Origin of the sequence: Streptomyces corynorhini, from assembly GCF_003346515.1 — a bacterium.
In the GTDB taxonomy this organism is placed as follows: Bacteria; Actinomycetota; Actinomycetes; order Streptomycetales; family Streptomycetaceae; genus Streptomyces; species Streptomyces corynorhini.
Map to the genome: position 1 here is coordinate 1 of NZ_QQNA01000128.1, position 15,382 is coordinate 15,382.

13 protein-coding genes and 1 riboswitch are annotated in these 15,382 nt (G+C 74.1%); of the genes, 7 read left to right on the forward strand and 6 right to left on the reverse strand.

What is annotated here, in order from left to right; translation table 11 throughout:
• Window positions 1-84 precede the first annotated feature (84 nt).
• Window positions 85-208, forward strand: a riboswitch (cyclic di-AMP (ydaO/yuaA leader).
• Window positions 209-210: 2 nt separating this feature from the next.
• From DVH02_RS17495 to DVH02_RS17515, 5 genes are all read left to right on the forward strand, one after another.
• Window positions 211-1,266 (forward strand): M23 family metallopeptidase, encoded by a 1,056-nt coding sequence (locus tag DVH02_RS17495; RefSeq protein ID WP_114624747.1) that lies wholly within the window; start codon window positions 211-213, stop codon window positions 1,264-1,266.
• 183 nt (window positions 1,267-1,449) lie between these two features.
• A complete protein-coding gene (locus tag DVH02_RS17500; protein WP_114624748.1) occupies window positions 1,450-2,277 on the forward strand; it encodes an SGNH/GDSL hydrolase family protein in 828 nt (275 codons plus the stop codon).
• 163 nt (window positions 2,278-2,440) lie between these two features.
• On the forward strand, window positions 2,441-3,043 hold the full coding sequence (locus DVH02_RS17505) for an ABC transporter permease (RefSeq protein WP_233518286.1): 603 nt from the start codon (window positions 2,441-2,443) through the stop codon (window positions 3,041-3,043).
• Entirely contained in the window at window positions 3,040-4,641 is a 1,602-nt protein-coding gene (gene mdlC / locus DVH02_RS17510) for a benzoylformate decarboxylase (RefSeq protein ID WP_114624750.1), read from the forward strand. Before DVH02_RS17505 ends, mdlC begins: the two co-directional genes overlap by 4 nt.
• A gap of 8 nt (window positions 4,642-4,649) precedes the next feature.
• Window positions 4,650-5,528 carry an ABC transporter ATP-binding protein gene (locus DVH02_RS17515; protein WP_407697641.1) on the forward strand — a complete coding sequence of 293 codons (879 nt, stop codon included), beginning with the start codon at window positions 4,650-4,652 and terminating at the stop codon, window positions 5,526-5,528.
• Window positions 5,529-5,630: 102 nt separating this feature from the next.
• Here DVH02_RS17515 and DVH02_RS17520 read toward each other — a convergent pair whose 3' ends face one another.
• The 6 genes from DVH02_RS17520 to DVH02_RS17545 all read right to left on the reverse strand — a co-directional run bounded on the left by DVH02_RS17520 (window position 5,631) and on the right by DVH02_RS17545 (window position 12,013).
• Window positions 5,631-6,518, reverse strand: coding sequence for an STM4011 family radical SAM protein (locus tag DVH02_RS17520; protein WP_114624751.1), 888 nt, complete (start codon window positions 6,516-6,518; stop codon window positions 5,631-5,633).
• A 40-nt stretch (window positions 6,519-6,558) separates the two neighbouring features.
• Window positions 6,559-7,986, reverse strand: coding sequence for an STM4012 family radical SAM protein (locus DVH02_RS17525; RefSeq protein ID WP_114624752.1), 1,428 nt, complete (start codon window positions 7,984-7,986; stop codon window positions 6,559-6,561).
• On the reverse strand, window positions 7,983-8,795 hold the full coding sequence (locus tag DVH02_RS17530) for an STM4013/SEN3800 family hydrolase (RefSeq protein ID WP_114624756.1): 813 nt from the start codon (window positions 8,793-8,795) through the stop codon (window positions 7,983-7,985). Before DVH02_RS17530 ends, DVH02_RS17525 begins: the two co-directional genes overlap by 4 nt.
• A gap of 37 nt (window positions 8,796-8,832) precedes the next feature.
• The gene (locus DVH02_RS17535; RefSeq protein ID WP_199566327.1) at window positions 8,833-10,032 is read right to left on the reverse strand and encodes an STM4014 family protein; all 1,200 of its coding nucleotides are present in this window, start codon (window positions 10,030-10,032) and stop codon (window positions 8,833-8,835) included.
• A gap of 3 nt (window positions 10,033-10,035) precedes the next feature.
• Entirely contained in the window at window positions 10,036-10,989 is a 954-nt protein-coding gene (locus tag DVH02_RS17540; RefSeq protein WP_114624753.1) for an STM4015 family protein, read from the reverse strand.
• 145 nt (window positions 10,990-11,134) lie between these two features.
• Window positions 11,135-12,013 carry a carbohydrate kinase family protein gene (locus DVH02_RS17545; RefSeq protein WP_114624757.1) on the reverse strand — a complete coding sequence of 293 codons (879 nt, stop codon included), beginning with the start codon at window positions 12,011-12,013 and terminating at the stop codon, window positions 11,135-11,137.
• Between the two features lie 345 nt (window positions 12,014-12,358).
• Between DVH02_RS17545 and DVH02_RS17550 the strand changes: the two genes are divergently transcribed.
• Window positions 12,359-13,618 carry an MBL fold metallo-hydrolase gene (locus DVH02_RS17550; RefSeq protein ID WP_114624754.1) on the forward strand — a complete coding sequence of 420 codons (1,260 nt, stop codon included), beginning with the start codon at window positions 12,359-12,361 and terminating at the stop codon, window positions 13,616-13,618.
• Window positions 13,619-14,111: 493 nt separating this feature from the next.
• Window positions 14,112-15,382: sensor histidine kinase (locus DVH02_RS17555; RefSeq protein WP_407697640.1), on the forward strand; the 1,271-nt coding region annotated here is incomplete at its 3' end.

A 15,382-nucleotide genomic window follows, 5' to 3' on the forward strand; every position in this document is an offset into this window, starting at 1 on the left:
GTCTGGTGCCGTGGATCGCAAGGCGGAGGAGGGAGCCCACGCGGAGCGTAGGCGACTGACGACAACGCGGCGAGGCGCGGTGCCAGGGCTCGCGAGCCCGGCATGATCCAAACGAGAGGCCCTAGGGGTGAAGTCGCGCACCGCGCGCGGCCGGGCATCTCCAGCCCGAACCCGACAGCTCACCTCGTAGGCGCCGGAGAGGAACGCACCATGCCCGCCAAGGGTAAGCACCGCCGTCCCAAGGCCAATCCGTTCTCGCGCGGGTTCATCGCCGCCGGTACGGGTGGCGCCGCCATCGCCCTGCCGCTCATCGGCGCCACCGGCGCGCACGCGGCCCAGCAGGGCGCCCCCGCCGCCACGCCGAAGGCGGCCCCCGCCACGACGCACACGGCGGCGAGCCTGCCCGCCCAGCAGTCGTCCGCCGCCGCTTCGGCTTCCGCCGCGAAGGCGACCGCGACGACGAAGGCGACGAAGGTCTACTCCGTGGTCTCCGGCGACTATCTGTCCAAGATCGCGGCGGAGCAGCGGGTACGGGGCGGCTGGCAGCAGCTGTACGAGGACAACCGCCAGGCGATAGGCGGCAACCCCGAGCTGATCCACCCGGGTCTCAAGCTGAGCATCGGCACGCGGGCGTCCACGGCGCCCTCCAGCGCGCCGTCCGCCGCGCCGAGCGCCAGGTCCGAGGCGCCGTCGAAGTCCTCCGGCACCGGGTCCACCGCGTCGAAGTCCTCCGGCACGGGGGCCACCGCGTCGAAGTCCTCCGGCACGGGGTCCAGCGCGGCCAAGTCCTCCCGCACCGGCGCCTCCGCGGGCGCCTCCGCCGGAACCTCCGCCTCCAACACCACCACGCAGACCACGGGCGCCGGCTTCACCAAGCCCGTCGACGCCTCGATCGGCACCTCCTACCGGGCGGCCGGTGGCAGCTGGTCCAGCGGCTACCACACGGGCGTGGACTTCATCGCCTCCTCCGGCTCCACGGTCAAGGCGATCGGCGCGGGCACGGTCGTGTCGGCCGGATGGGGCGGCTCGTACGGCAACCAGGTCGTCATCCGGCACAGCGACGGCAAGTACTCGCAGTACGCCCACCTCTCGGCGCTGTCCGTCTCCGTCGGCCAGAGCCTCTCCGCCGGACAGCAGATCGGCCTCTCCGGCGCGACGGGCAACGTCACAGGGCCGCACCTGCACTTCGAGGTCCGCACCGGCCCCGACTACGGCTCCGACATCGACCCCATCGCCTACCTCCGCTCGCGGGGCGTCACGGTCTGACCCGCTGTCCGCCGCCGACCGTCCCCGGCTCCGAACGGCCCTCGCCCGGTACCCCCGTACCGGGCGAGGGCCGTTTCCGGCTATTCCCGGTTGGTCGAAACTTGACGGATGGTGTTTCTCACCCCTGGTCAACCCCTCCTTACGGTCGCGTAGGTCACATCCCCGGGTGAAGGATGTGTGGCTGTGGCAGACGATTCGAGAACAAGAAGAAACGGTGTGTTCGGGTCGTACGCGGCGATCGGGGACAGTTTCACGGAAGGTGTGGGCGACCCGGGACCCGACGGCCGGTTCGTCGGCTGGGCCGACCGGCTCGCGGTCCTCCTCGCCGACCGGCTCCCCCTCTCCGGCAGCGCGACGCCGGACACCGCGCACGGGGACTTCCGCTACGCCAACCTCGCCGTACGCGGCCGGCTCCTCGACCAGATCGTCGAGGAGCAGATCCCCCGGGCCCGGGAACTCGCCCCGGACCTGGTCACCTTCTGCGCGGGCGGCAACGACATCATCCGTCCCGGCACCGACCCCGACGACGTGGCCGAGCGCTTCGAACGGGCCGTCGCCGACCTCACCGAAGCCGTCGGCACCGTCGTGCTGGCCACGGGCTTCGACACGCGCGGCGTACCCGTACTGCGCCATCTGCGCGGCAAGATAGCCACCTTCAACCTGCACACCCGCTCCATCGCCGACCGGTACGGCTGCCCCGTACTGGACCTCTGGTCCCTCAAGTCCGTGCAGGACAGGCGGGCCTGGGACGGCGACCGGCTGCATCTGTCGCCCGAGGGACACACCCGGGTCGCGCTGCGCGCCGCTCAGGTGCTGGGCGTCGGGGTGCCCGCCGACCCGGACCAGCCGTGGCCCCCGCTGCCGCCGCGCGGCACGCTGGAGGAGCGGCGCGACGACATCCACTGGGCGCGCGAGTATCTGGTCCCGTGGATCGGGCGCAGGCTGCGCGGCGCCTCCTCCGGCGACCACATCGCGGCAAAACGCCCCGACCTGCTGCCCCTCGAACACTGAGCTGACCGAACACGGGGCTGACCGAACACTGAGCTGACCGAACACGGGGACGGCGGCGGTCGGCGCGGTCGGCCGGGCGGCGGCGCTGTGGTTCGCGGGGCCGCCGGAGCGGCTGTTCCTCACCGACGCGGGCGTCGCGCATCTGCTGCCCAGCCTCGGGCGGGTGATCGCCGGGTTCTCTCCGGCGGCCTGCTGCGGCATCGTGCTCGGCCTCGCGCTGGGCCGCTCGCGCGACGCGTACGCGCTGTGCGATCCGGTGCTCCAGTTCGCGCGCGCCGTACCCCCGCCCGCGCTGGTGCCGGTCTTCGTCGTCCTCTTCGACCCGGGTACGCGGATGCAACTCGCCTCGATCGTCTTCAGCGCGGTCTGGCCGGTGCTCATCAACACCGCCGAGGGCGCCCGGAGCATCGACCCGCTGCGGCTGGAGGTCGCCGCCGTACTGCGGATGCCGCTGCCCGAGCGGGCCCTGCTGCTGTATCTGCCCGCCGCGCTGCCCCGCGTCTTCGCCGGGCTGCGGATCAGCCTGTCGCTCTCGCTGATCCTCATGGTCTTCGCCGAGCTGCTGCCCGGCACCGCGGGCGGCCTGGGCCTTCAGCTGGTCGACGCCCAGAGCCGCTCCGACCTGCTCACGGTCTGGGCGGTGATCGTCCTGCTGGGCGTGGTGGGCCAGCTGCTCAACAGCCTGCTGCTCGCCCTCGAACGGCTGCTGATCGGCGGACGCCGCGCGGCGCGCGGCCCCTCACTCACGAGAGGAACCCCCGGATGAATCCGACCGTCCGTCAGACGGTGGTGGAGCTGTGCCGCGCCGCCGGCATGACCACCGTCTTCGGCAACCCGGGCTCCACCGAACTGCGGATGTTCCGCGACTGGCCCGACGACTTCCGCTACGTCCTCGCGCTGCAGGAGTCCAGCGCCGTCGCGGTGGCGGCGGGACACGCCCTCGGCACCGGCCGGGCCGCGCTGGTGAGCCTGCACTCCGCCGGGGGCGTGGGCCACGCGCTGGGCGCCGTGCTCAACGCCTACCGGGACCGGGTGCCCCTGGTGCTCGTCGCGGGCCAGCAGTCCCGCGCGCTGCTCCCGCTCCGGCCCTTCCTCGGCGCCGACGAGCCCGCTCAGTTCCCGCGCCCGTACGTGAAGTTCAGCCGCCAGCCCGAACGCGCCGCCGATGTGCCCGGCGCGTTCGCCGAGGCGCACCGGATCGCCATGACCCACCCCAGGGGCCCGGTCTTCCTCTCCGTGCCGGAGGACGACTGGGACGAGCCCGCCCGGCCCGTCGCCCCGCGCACCGTGCACGGCGGATACGGCGCCGACCCCGAGGCGCTGGACCGGCTGGCCGCCGCGCTGGACGGCGCGCGGCGGCCCGCGCTCGTCGTCGGACCCGCCGTCGACGACGAGCGGGCCGTGCGCGAGGTCGCGGAACTGGCCGAGCGGACCCGGGCCGCGGTCTGGATCAGCCCGCTCTCGGGACGCTCCGGATTCGACGAGCTGCACCCGTACTTCCAGGGCTTTCTGCCGCCCGTCGCCGACCAGCTGGCCCAGCGGCTGGCACCGTACGACCTGGTGGTCGCGCTGGGCGCGCCGCTGTTCACCTACCACGTGCACGTGGAGGGCCCGGCGCTCGCGGCCGGTACCGAGCTGTACCACCTGGACTGCGACCCCGCCCAGGCCGCCTGGCTGCCGGTCGGCACGAGCGTCGTCACGACGATCCGCCCGGCCGTGCGGGCGCTGACCGGGCTGGTGGGCACGTCCGAACGGCCGCCGCCCCCGGCCAGGACGGCGCCGCCGCCCGCGCGGCCCGGCGTCCTCTCCGCCGAACTGGTCATGGATCTGCTCCGGGAGCGGCTGCCGCGCGACACCGTGCTGGTGGAGGAGGCGCCCAGCCACCGTGACGCCCTGCACGCCCGGCTGCCGGTCCGCGCCGAGGGAGGCTTCCTCACCACCGGCAGCGGCGCGCTCGGCTGGGGGCTGCCGCTGGCGGTGGGGCGCGCGCTCGCGGGCGGTTCGCGCGTGGTGTGCGTACTCGGCGACGGCTCCGCGCTCTACTCGGTGCAGGCGCTGTGGACGGCGGCCCGCCACCGCGCCCCGGTCAGCTTTCTCCTGCTGGACAACGGGGGGTACGGCGCGGTGCGGGCCCTGGGCCGCCGGATCGGGATCACACCCGTGCCGGGAACGGACATCGGCGGCATCGACTTCGCCGCGCTGGCCGCCTCGTTCGGCTGCCCCGGCCGCGAGGTCGAGCGGGCCGAGCAGCTGACTGCCGCGCTGGACCGGTCCCTCGGGCTGGGCCCCGACGCGGGACCGGAGCTGCTGCGGATCCGGGTACCGGCCGACGACTCCCCGCTCTACGCACCCTGGGCCCGGTGATCCGGCGCATGCTGCGGATCGAGGGGCTCGGCCACCGGTACGGCGACGGGACGCGCGGCGCCGGGAAGCGCGGCTGGGCGACGCGTGGCTGGGCGACGGGCGGCGACGTCATGGACAGCGACGCCCCGGACAGCGACGGGTCCGAAGCGCTCCGGTCCATCGAACTCACCGTACCGACAGGCCAGTTGCTCACCATCGTGGGCCCCTCCGGCTGCGGCAAGTCCACCCTGCTGCGCTGCGTCGCCGGGCTGATCCGCCCGACCTCGGGCCGCGTCACCCTGGACGGCGACCCCGTCGACGGGGTGCCCGAGCGGCTCGGGGTCGTCTTCCAGGACTACAGCCGCTCGCTCTTCCCCTGGCTCTCCGTACGGGAGAACGTCGCCCTGCCGCTGCGCCGCCAGGGCCTGCGCCGCTCCGAACGGCACGCCGCGGCGCTGCGCATGCTGGAGCAGGTGGGGCTGGCCGACGCCGGGCGCCGCCGACCCTGGCAGCTGTCCGGGGGCATGCAGCAGCGGGTCGCCCTGGCGCGGGCACTCGCCGCCCGGCCCTCGCTGCTGCTGATGGACGAGCCCTTCGGCGCGCTGGACGCGCGTACCCGGGAGGATCTGGAGGACCTGCTGCTGCGGCTGCACCGGGCGGAGGGCATGACGGTCCTGCTGGTCACCCATGACATCGACGAGAGCGTGTACGTGGGGGACCGCGTCGTCGTCCTCGCCCCGCGCCCCGGCCCTGTCCACGCCGACCTGCCGGTGCGGCTCCCGGCGGAGCGCGACCAGATCGCCACCCGCCGACTGCCGGAATTCATCGAGCTGCGCTCCGAAGTGGGGCGGGCGGTACGGCTGGGCGCCGCCCCGGAACCCGAAGGGCGGCGCGACGGTGCTCCCTGACCCGCCACGGGGCATGTCCCCGTCCCGCGCGGTCGCCCGCGCGGCGGCGCTCCCGGGACGGCCGGGGCCGGGCGCGGCGTCCGGGAGCCGGGACGGCGTTCGTCAACGGCCCTCGGGGAAGACCGGCGGGGCGACGGCGACGGGCCGTGCGGCCGCCGGGACGCGCTCCAGCACGCCGCCCGCGAAGACGTCGTAGAGCGGCAGCGTCTCCAGGTGCACGTAGCCGATGTGACAGTCGCACACCGCCAGCGGGCACGCCCTCGGCGCCAGCGCCCGCCGGTACGAACCGTCGTACAGATTGCCCAGCTCGGCCGGGACGAAGTGGCAGCGCCGCACCGTCCCCGTACCGTCCACCGAGATCACCGACTCGCCCGTGCGGCAGGGCAGTCCGGCGGAGCGGTGCGGACGGCGGCTGTACGGGAAGAGCGGATCGAGCCGCGTCCAGCGGGCCGCCTCCTCGTCCGTGTACGTGTGCCCCTCGGCCGCGTTGATCCAGAGATAGACGTGCGCGGGCAGCTCGGCGCGCAGCCGACGGGCCTGCTCCAGATGGTCCGCGAGCCCGACGACCCCCACGCTGAACCGGATGCCCAGCGCCGCCAGCTCATGGGTCTTGGTGAGGAACCGGTCGTACGGCGTCTGCCCCGGGTGGTAGGTGCACCACAGCGCGAGCTTGCGCGGATCGGCGTCCGCCAGCCAGCCGGTGCGGCAGCTCAGATTGGTCTGGATCGCCACCCGGCGCAGCTGCGGGAGGTGCGACAGCTCGGTGAGCGCGCGCCGGTACCAGGACCGCGTCAGACCCTCGCCCCAGGGGGTGAACAGCACCGACAGCCGGTCCTCCGTGGGCCGTGAGACCCAGCCGGTGAACCGCTCCAGGGCGGCCCGGTCGGCGCGCAGCCGACCGGGGCTGTCCCGCCGCTTGGCGAACGGGCAGTAGGGGCAGTCGTAGTCGCAGGAGGCGAGCGGACCGCGGTAGAGGATGGTCAGGTCCACGGGGACCTCCCTTCGGTCGGGGGCCGGGACCGGCGCCGGGTCACTTCGGCGCGTACGCGGCCATCGCGGCCCGTACGGCGGGGGAGAAGAGCGCCGGGCCCAGCGCGTCCGAGTGCGCGAGCCCCTCGGGCGAGAGCCGCAGCAGACCGGCGGGCGCGCTCCCGTCCAGCCAGCCGAGCCCGGCGAACCGGTCCAGCTCGGCCGGGAAGTCGGCGGTCGGCGCGGAGCCGAACCGCTCCCGGTACTCCGCCACGTCCAGGCCGCGCGCCTGTAGCAGCGACTGCAGCAGATGACGGCGGCGGGCCTCGCCTTCGTCGACGCGGCGCCCCACCTCGGCGCGGGAGAAGTCCGCCGTGGCGGTGTAGGTGTCGATGATGGCGCGGATCTCCCGCATGTCGACGGCGTAGTCGAAGGAGTAGTGGAGCGCGGAGGTGTACGAACGGGCCCCGCAGCCCAGCCCGATCATGCCGTCGGTCTGGCACGCGTGGTCGTCCGCGCCCTGCTCGGGGGAGCCGGGGCGGCGGAACATCCGCATGGACACCTGCTCGTAGCCGTGGCCGAGCAGGTGGTCGCGGCCCTGCCGGTAGAGCCGCAGCCGCTGGGCGTCCCAGGCGGCGTCGCCGCCCGCGCCGAGCCGGCCGAGTCCGGTGAGCGGCCGTACGTACAGCGGGTAGAGGTACAGCTCCTCGGGACGCCAGGCGAGCGCGGCGTCCAGGGAGCGCCGCCAGCTCGCCTCGGTCTGGCCGTCGATGCCGTAGATCAGGTCGATGTTGAGGGCGGGGATCCGCGCGTCGCGTATCCGGCCGAGCGCCGCCTCGACGTCGGCGCGGCGCTGCGGGCGCACCGCGGCCCTCGCCTCGTCCTCGACGAAGCTCTGGACGCCGATGCTCAGCCGGGTGGCGCCCCGCTCGGCGAGGACGGCCAGCCGGTCGGCGGTGGCCGTGGCGGGGGAGGTCTCGACGGAGAGCGGCACGGCGCGCAGATCCGCGCCCATGCGTTTCTCCGCGATGTCGCAGAGCCGCTCCAGCTCACCGGCGGTGAGGAAGGTCGGCGTACCGCCGCCGAAGGCCGCGGCGGCGAACCGTGCGGGCCGGTTCCCCGGGCCGCGGTCTCCCGGGCCGTGGTCGCCGGGGCCGCAGTCGCCGGGGCCGTGGTCGCCGGGGCCGTCGAGCGCGTCGCGCACGGCGGTCGCCTGACGGTCCAGGGCGTCGAGATAACGCGTCGTCAGCTCGTCGGGGGCGCCGATCCGGGTGAAGAGATTGCAGAAGCCGCAGCGGACCTCGCAGAACGGTATGTGCAGATAGAGCGAGAGGGCGTCCTTGCGCTCCGGGGCCCACAGCTCGCGCAGCGCGGGCCGGTCGGGCAGCGGGCGGTAGGCCGTCTTGTGCGGATAGGCGTAGACGTAGCTCTCGTACGGGCGCGGTGCGGCGGTGCTCTCGTACGGGGGCGGCGCGGCGGGTGTGGTCATCGGGCTCCACCTGGCTCCAGGAAGAAATGGGCGTACGGCACGGTCCACACGGAGGCGTGGCCCAGCCGGTGACCGGTCCAGCCCTCGTCCCCGTAGGCGGTGCCATGGTCCGAGCAGACGATGGCGAAGCAGCGGCGGCGGCTGCTCGCGGCGGCGAAGAGGCGGCCGATGTGCCGGTCGACGTACTCCAGCGCGGCGGCGTGCGTGGCCCGGGAGTCACCGGCCTCCCGGGTGGCGCCCGGCAGATGGAACCAGTTGGGCTGGTGCAGCGCGGCCACATTGACGAAGAGGAACAGCCGCCGCTCGCGCTCCAGGCCCGCGATCACCCGCTCCGCGCGGTCGATCTGGGCCTCGAAGGAGGTGGGCGAGGCGACCCCGAACTCCGGCTCCCAGTGGCTCTCCTGGAACATCCCCGGCAGGACGGAGCCGAGCGCCGCCCGCTTGTTGAAGAAGCCGACCCCGCCGACACACACCGTGCGGTAGCCCGCCGAGGCCAGCCCCGACACCAGGTCGGCGCTGTCGAACACGAAGGTCCTCCCGGCCGTGGACTCGCTGCCGCCGAAGCGCGCGGCGAACAGCCGCGGATGCGGCCCCTGGGCGGCGGGCGTGGGCAGGAAACCGGCGAAGATCGCCTGGTGCGAGGCGTAGGTGAAGCTGCCGGGCGCGTGCCGCTCCTCCCAGCGACCGCCCGGCAGATGGCGGGCGAGATGCGGAAGCCGGCCCGCCGCCGCCAGCTCCTGCGCCACGTCGAAGCGCAGCGTGTCGAGGGTGACGAGCAGCAGATCGTCCCGCCCCACCACCTCGTTCATGTCGATCGGTCCGGCCGGACCGGCCGGGAACCGTACGTCAGATGCCGCCATGGCGCACCTCCTCCCGCGTCCGCTCCGGCGGTTTCTCCCGCGCGGCCCTTTCCCGTGACCGGGCGGCGTGTGCGGGCAGCGCCGCGAGCTGCGCCCCGTAGGTGTCCAGCCCCTCGGCGCCGCTGCCCGGCAGCCCGGTGAGGCGGGGCAGCAGATCCCCGAAGGCGTTGACCTCGCAGACGGTGAACCGCCGCCAGCCCGGCGACGGCAGCAGGTCGACCCCCACGCAGTGGGTCCCGGGGAACCGGTCGGCGGCCTGTTCGCAGAGGGCGAGGGCGGCGGACCAGCCGCCGCCGGACGCCTCGGTCTCCGCGCGGATCGCGTCGAGGTCACCGCGCGCGCCACCGAGATGGAGATTGGTCATCGGGGAGTCACTGGTCCGTACGACCGCGTGGGTGGCCCGGCCCGCGACCACCACCACCCGCAGGTCCGCCGACCTGCCGCCCGCCGAGCCCTTGGCCAGCCACCGCTCGATGTGCAGGCCGTCGGGGGCCAGGGCGTCGACGACGGCCGCCACCGCGCGCTCGCTCGGATACGTCCGCACCCGCAGGGAGTTGTACAGCCGCCCCGCCGCGTCCCGCTCCACGGACGTGGTGGCCCGCACCCGGCCGGGTCCCGCGATCTCCACGGCGAGCACCCCGGAGGCCGAGGAGCCATGAGCGATCTTGACGAACGCCCGGCGCAGCCCGGCCCCCGCCATCAGGGCCCGTACGTCGTCCCAGCCGCCGACGGCCGGGGCGCCCGCCCCCGAGGTGGGCGACGCGGGAACCGCCACGCCCGCCGCGTCGAGCACGCCGTGGCACAGCCGCTTGTCGAAGAGCACCGCCAGCTCCTCCGGGTCGTCCAGCAGCTCCGCCCCGGCGCTCCTGACCCGCCCGCCCAGCTCCCGTGCGGCGGCGCTGAACCTCTCGTACCAGCGGGCCGTGCCCTCGACCCGGGTGGAGTCCTTGGCGCCGCGCAGCAGCAGGTCCACCTCGCGGTCCTCGCCCGGTGAGTCGATCCGTACGGTCTCACCGGGCGCGAACCCGGGCCGTCCGCGCAGCACTTCGAGCCAGGACACCTCGCGGGCGGGGGGCAGCCCGGCGGCCAGGACGGCGTCCTGGAACAGCGTCGTGCGCCGGTTGCCGGGGATCCCGACGACGGTCAGTCGCGGCTCCCGGTCCCGGCCGCTGGGGGAGGGACGCATCGGCTACTCGGCCACCGCGACGTACCGGTGCTCCTCGTCGTCGTCCCAGTCCTCCGGCTGCGCGACGTCGGACAGGTCGACCTCCACTCCGGCCGCGCCGAGGGTGGACAGGAGGCGCTCGCGCATCTCCTCTCCCACGTAGTGGTGGTGCAGGTCGAGCTTCTTCAGATGCGTGAGCGGCCGGCCGTCGAGGAGGGCCCGCGCGCCCTCGTCGCCGAGGGTGCCCAGCGAGAGGTCCAGGGTCTCCAGAGCGGCCACCACCGGGGCGTCTGCCAGCGCGGCGGCGATCTCGTCCTGCCGCTCGCTGTTGCGCAGGGCCAGGTGCCGCAGCGCGGGCAGGCGCGTACCGGCCAGGATCGGGGCCAGATCGGCGACCTGGGCGTCGCCCCCGTACTCGCTGACGCCGAGCCAGAGGTCGAGCCGCTCCAGCGCGGGGAAGTCGCTCGCCGCCACACCGCGCACCACCTCGCCGCTCAGGCCGCCCGTCTCGACGGTGAGGGAACGCAGCCGCTCGTGCCGTACGGCGGGGAAGACCAGAGCGCTGCCGCCGCGCGCTCCGAACTCCTCCAGCGCGGGAAAGGCGTCCAGCAGCGGGGTGAGCGTCCCCTGGGTGATCCAGGAGATCTCGCAGTCCTCACCGGTCATGTCGCCGATGAACAGGGCGCGCAGTCCGGGCAGCCGGTCGCGGGCCGCGACCAGGGCGGACACGATCCCCTCCGGCCCCGATTCGTAAGCCTCGCTCCACGACCCGACGATCAGCGCCCGGACGCCGGTGGTGTCGACGCTCGCCGTGAAGCGGGCGAACGCCTCCTCCCACGACTCCGACGCGTCGTACGAACCGACCGAAAGGCGCCAGGCCACCGACGCCGGATCCGGCAGCTCCGCGGTGCCGCCGGGGTCGGGGAAGCCGAACACGGGCAGGCCGTGCAGCTCCCGCAGGTACTGGTTGATGGTCATGACGAACGCTCCAGACACGGGCGGGCGGTGAGGGGTTGGTACGGAGCAGTTCTACCAACCCCCACTGACAACGCGGTGGCGCGGCCCGGCCCGGCCCGTGACAGCCCGGTGCGCGAGAGGCGGCGCACCCGGGCGTACGGCCCGCTCAGACGCGGTCGGCCAGCAGCGCGTCCGGTCCGATCAGCGCCTCGCCGCCCTCCGCCGTACAGGCGTGGGCACCCGCCAGGGCGCCCAGCCGGGCGCACTCCTCCAGACCGCGGCCGGCCAGCCTGCCGTGCAGGAACCCGCAGACGTACGCGTCGCCCGCGCCGTTGGAGTCCACCACGGGACCCGGCGGCGGCGTCGCGGGGACCGGGCGCGGGGTACGGCCGCCCTCCCGGGTCATCAGATACGAGCCGCCCGCCCCCGCCATGGCGATCACGGCCTCGGCCCGGCCCTCGCGCAGGATCTCCCGCATGACGGAGGCGATGCGCTCCTTCGCGCCCGCCGCGCTGAGGAAGACCAGGTCGGAGCGGAAGGCGAACTCCCGGTGGTAGTCCGACAGGCCGTCCCAGTCGTGGAGATCGGTCGAGACCGGTACGCCCAGCGCCTCAATGTCGTCGAAGAGGAAGCGGGCGAAGTTGGTGAGGGAGAGATGCACATGGCGCGCACGGCGCAGGTGCGGCAGATAGAAGTCGCGCGGCATCCGCAGATCGTCCGGGTCCCGGGCGTCGTGGAAGGACATCCGGCGGCCGGTCCTGTCCACCAGGTTCACCGCGCGGCGCGTGCCCGCGGGGGAGATCAGGACCTCGAAGTCGACGCCGCCCGCGGTGAGCCGCTCGCGTACCTGGCCGCCCGTCCAGTCGTCGCCTATGTAGTCGAGGAACTTCACGTCCAGGCCCAGGGCCCGGCAGCCGAGCGCCACATTGCCGCCGGTGTGCCCCGGCCACTCGCGGATCGGCCCCACGGAGACCGAGTCGGCGAGCGGTACGGGCAGCGAGTCGACCCGGACGACGGTGTCCACCCCGCTGCCTCCGACGACCAGCACGTCGTGATGGAGCTGATCGGTCTGATCGGTCCCCTGCTGAGCCACAATCTCCCTCTCCGGTGCCCTGATGTCCGCCGGTCCACGGCGGTCGGGCGTTCCGCGCCCACCACCGTGCTGCCGGCCCTGCCCCCCGCCCCGCCCTCCCGCTGTCGCCGTCACCCTATCGACCGGCGCGAGATGAGGGCCGAATCGGGGGCGTGCCCGGGAATCCTGAGGGCACCGGCAACGTTGGACCGGCGTACGAAGCGCCGGGGCGCGGCCCGATCGAGTGTGATCGACCCGACCCGCGCCGTTCTGTATACACGGTCATAATGGGACGAAATCGAACCTCCAGGAGGTGCTGTGACAGGCGCTGGTTCCCCCCTTCCACTGCGTTCACGGCTGCGCTCGCTGCGACCCACCGCCTTCGGGGCCGACTCGGCGGGCGAGAGGCTGGAGCGGATCCACCGCTCGCCCAACTTCGCGGACGGCGTGTTCCAGAATCCGGTGGGGTCCAGGACCAGACCGTCCGGCGCCTCGGGCCTGGAGCTGGCGAAGGTCTACTTCCAGAAGGACGCGCGCACCCGCCGTGCCCCCTCCGGCGCCATCCCCGTGCACCCCACCACCCTCGCGGACCTCGCCCGGCCCCCCGCGTCCGGGCTACGCCTCACCTGGATGGGGCATTCCACCGTCCTCGCCGAGATCGACGGCCGGCGCGTGCTCTTCGACCCGGTCTGGGGCGAGCGCTGTTCGCCGTTCGCCTTCGCGGGACCGAAGCGGCTGCACCCCGCACCCGTACCGCTCGCCTCGCTGGGCCCCGTCGACGTGGTCGTGATCTCCCACGACCACTACGACCACCTCGATCTGCCCACGATCAAGGCGCTCGTCTCCACCGACACGGTCTTCGCCGTGCCGCTCGGGGTCGGTGCCCATCTGGAGAGCTGGGGAGTGGCCCCCTCCCGGCTGCGGGAGCTGGACTGGAACGAGTCCACCGAGGTCGCGGGTGTCCGGCTGACCGCCACCCCCGCACGTCACTTCTGCGGTCGCGGCCTGCGCAACCAGCAGCACACCCTCTGGGCGTCCTGGGCCGTGGCAGGACCCGAGCACCGGATCTACCACAGCGGTGACACCGGATACTTCCCCGGCTTCCGGGACATCGGCGCCGAGCACGGCCCGTTCGACGCCACCATGATCCAGATCGGCGCGTACAGCGAGCACTGGCCGGACATCCACATGACCCCGGCCGAGGGCATGCGTGCCCACCTCGACCTCCAGGGCGGCCGCCCGTCCGGCGTCATGCTGCCCATCCACTGGGGCACGTTCAACCTCGCCCCGCACCCGTGGGCCGAGCCCGGCGAGGGCACGGTGGCCGCCGCCGACGAGGCCGGTGCCGGGCTGGCGCTGCCGATCCCCGGGCAGCCGTTCGAGCCCACGGGGGACGCCGTCCCCGACGCCCCGTGGTGGCGTGCCGTGGCGGTGGAGCCGGCCGGCGGCTGGCCCGTACGCCCCGAACCGGCGATCGCCGAGGTGATCGCCGGTGCCGAGGTCGGCGCGGACCTCGCCGCGGGGACGCGCGAAACGGGTACGGCGGGCCGGGCCGAAGAGACGGCGTCCTCCGCGTAGGCGTCCCCGGTGCGTGGCGGCCGACCACGTGGCGGCCGACCACGCGCCGGACGAGTCGACGAGTCGAGAGTGACCAGTGGGGCCGGGCGGCTGTCCGGCCCCACGCGCGTGTCCGGACCTCGTTCGAATGCCGTATTTCGTGCTGGTGTGCGATGCCTCATACCGGGGTGGGACGCTCTGTGGGGAACTTCGTCAACTGCCCACCGCGAGGGAAGGCTTGACGACTACCGTGTGTGCTCGGTGATCAACGGAGGGCTGAAGCGGCATGCGCCGGTCCTGCCGCTGCGCCATTTCCGGAACACCAGCACGACGCCGCTTCCTGGGGCCTCACGTACCGAGGACACTGATGTCTCAACTTCGCGCACCCGCCGCGCGGCCCGAGCGCCGCGAAGGCGGGCGGCACGGCCGGCCGGGCCCCCGCTCGCCGCTCTCCCCGCTCCGGGCGCAGGCGCCGGCCCCGACGCCGCCTGACACCCGGATACGGCCGCGACTCGTGCGTACGGCGGTCCTGCCCGCGATAGTCGCCGCGCTGAGCGGCGCCGCGGCGGTGATGCTCGTCCTGCGCTCCACCGGGGCGGAACCGACCGCGCAGATCTGGACGGCCCTGTTCGGTACGGCGCTGCTCGCCTTCGCCGCCATCGCCGCGGCGGCGCTCGGCGCGGAACGCACCGCCAGGTCCCTCCTCGGCCGCTGCGACGAGCTGCGCCTGTCCAGCGCGCGCGGACAGGCCGAACTGCGCGCGGCGGTCGAGCGGCTCGGACGGGGCGAGGAGGTCACCGCGAGGGCGGCCGGGACGACCACCGGCAAGGACGGCGCCAAGGGAGCCGGGAGAGCCGCCGACAAGGCAGCCGCACCCGTTCTCGACGGCGATGAGTTCGACCTGCTCGCACGGGAGCTGAGCCGCTCCCAGGAGGCCGCGCTCGGCGCGGTGGTCCAGGCGTCCCGGATCTCCGGCAGCGTCAGGAACGAACAGAAGGTCGAGGTCTTCGTCAATCTGGCGCGCAGGCTCCAGTCGCTGGTCCACCGCGAGATCCAGCTGCTCGACGAGCTGGAGAACGAGGTCGAGGACCCCGAGCTGCTGAAAGGTCTCTTCCACGTCGACCATCTGGCCACCCGGATCCGTCGGCACGCCGAGAACCTCGCCGTGCTCGGCGGGGCGGTCTCCCGGCGCCAGTGGAGCAGACCGGTCGCCATGACGGAGGTGCTCCGCTCCGCCATCGCCGAGGTGGAACAGTATCCGCGGATCAAACTCGTGCCGCCCATCGACGGCACCCTGCGCGGCCACGCGGTCGCCGACGTCATCCACCTGCTCGCCGAACTGGTCGAGAACGCCACGCTGTTCTCCTCCCCGCACACCCAGGTCCTGCTGCGGGCGCAGCATGTGACGGCGGGGCTGGCCATCGAGGTGGAGGACCGGGGGCTCGGCATGCCGCCGGACGAGCAGAAGCGGATGAACGCGCTGCTCACCGACCCCGATCGGGTGAATGTGGCGCATCTGCTCCAGGACGGGCGGATCGGGCTCTTCGTGGTGTCGGCGCTGGCGCGCAGACACGGCATCGCGGTACGCCTCCAGGCCAATATCTACGGCGGCGTCCAGGCCGTACTGGTACTGCCGCAGACGCTGCTCGGCTCGGACAGGACGGACGGCCCCGCCGCCGTCCCGGCGCCCCCGCCCGTACCGCCGGGGCCGGTCGCGCCGCTCCCCCGGGGCCGCGTACGCCTGGGGGCCCGGCTGCCGCGGGGGCCCCGGCGGTACGGGCGGGG